This is a genomic window from Alkalilimnicola ehrlichii, assembly GCF_003399765.1.
GTDB lineage: Bacteria > Pseudomonadota > Gammaproteobacteria > Nitrococcales > AK92 > AK92.
Genome location: NZ_NFZV01000081.1, coordinates 1 through 1117 on the forward strand (window position 1 = coordinate 1; position 1117 = coordinate 1117).

The window sequence follows — 1117 nt, forward strand, 5'->3', positions numbered from 1 at the left end:
GGGTCGATGTTGTACTTCTTGATGGCTTCGCCGACTTTTTTCGCCGGTAGCTGGCCGTCATCGGCGAGCGCTTTGAGCGCGGCGACGGCGACGTAGTAGCGATCCACCTCGAAGAAGCGCCGTAGCGCGGCCCGGGTATCGGAGCGGCCGAAGCCGTCGGTGCCGAGGGTGACGTAGCGGCGGTCGAGATAGGGGCGGATTTGCTCCGGGACCGCGCGCATGTAGTCGGTGGCGGCAATCGCCGGCCCCGCTCGGTCGGCCAGGCACTGCGCCACGTAGGGCTGGCGCGGCTTGGCTTGCGGATGCAGCAGGTTCCAGCGCTCGCAGTCGATGCCGTCGCGCCGCAGCTCGTTGAACGAGGTCGCGCTCCAGATATCGGCGCTCACCCCCAGTCGGCTGCGAGCAGCTCGGCGGCGGCGATGACCTCGCGCAGGATGGTGCCGGCACCCAGGAGCTGGACCTTGCGTTTGGCCTGGCCGTCCCCCTCGCGGAACAGATACAGCCCCTTGCGAATGCCCGCTTCGGCGCCTTCCGGCATGGCCGGTTGGCGGTAGTTCTCGTTCATCATGGTGACGTAGTAGAAGACGTTCTCCTGCTCGCGGAACATCCGCCGCAGGCCGTCTTGCACGATCACCGCCATCTCGTAGGCAAAGGCCGGGTCGTAGCTGATGCAGTTGGGGATCGTGGCGGCGAGCAGCAGGCTGTGGCCGTCCTGGTGTTGCAGGCCCTCGCCGTTGAGCGTGGTGCGCCCGGCGGTGCCGCCCATCAAAAAGCCGCGCGCCTGCATATCGCCCGCCGCCCAGGCCAGATCGCCCACGCGCTGGAAGCCGAACATCGAGTAGTAGGCGTAGAAGGGGATCATCTGAATGCCGTGGTTGGCATAGCTGGTGCCGGCGGCGATCCAGGAGGACATGGCACCGGCCTCGTTGATGCCTTCCTGCAGGATCTGGCCTTTCTTATCCTCCTTGTAATACATCAGCTGATCGGCATCCTGCGGCTCGTAGAGCTGGCCCTGGGAGGCGTAGATGCCGAGCTGACGGAACAGCCCCTCCATGCCGAAGGTGCGTGCCTCGTCCGGCACAATGGGGACGATGTGCTTGGCGAGCTGCTTGTCGCG

Annotated in this window: 1 pseudogene; it reads right to left on the minus strand. The window is 66.0% G+C overall.

Annotated elements, in window-relative coordinates:
* Positions 1–1117: pseudogene (locus tag CAI21_RS22750) on the minus strand (transketolase-like TK C-terminal-containing protein); the annotation flags it as partial.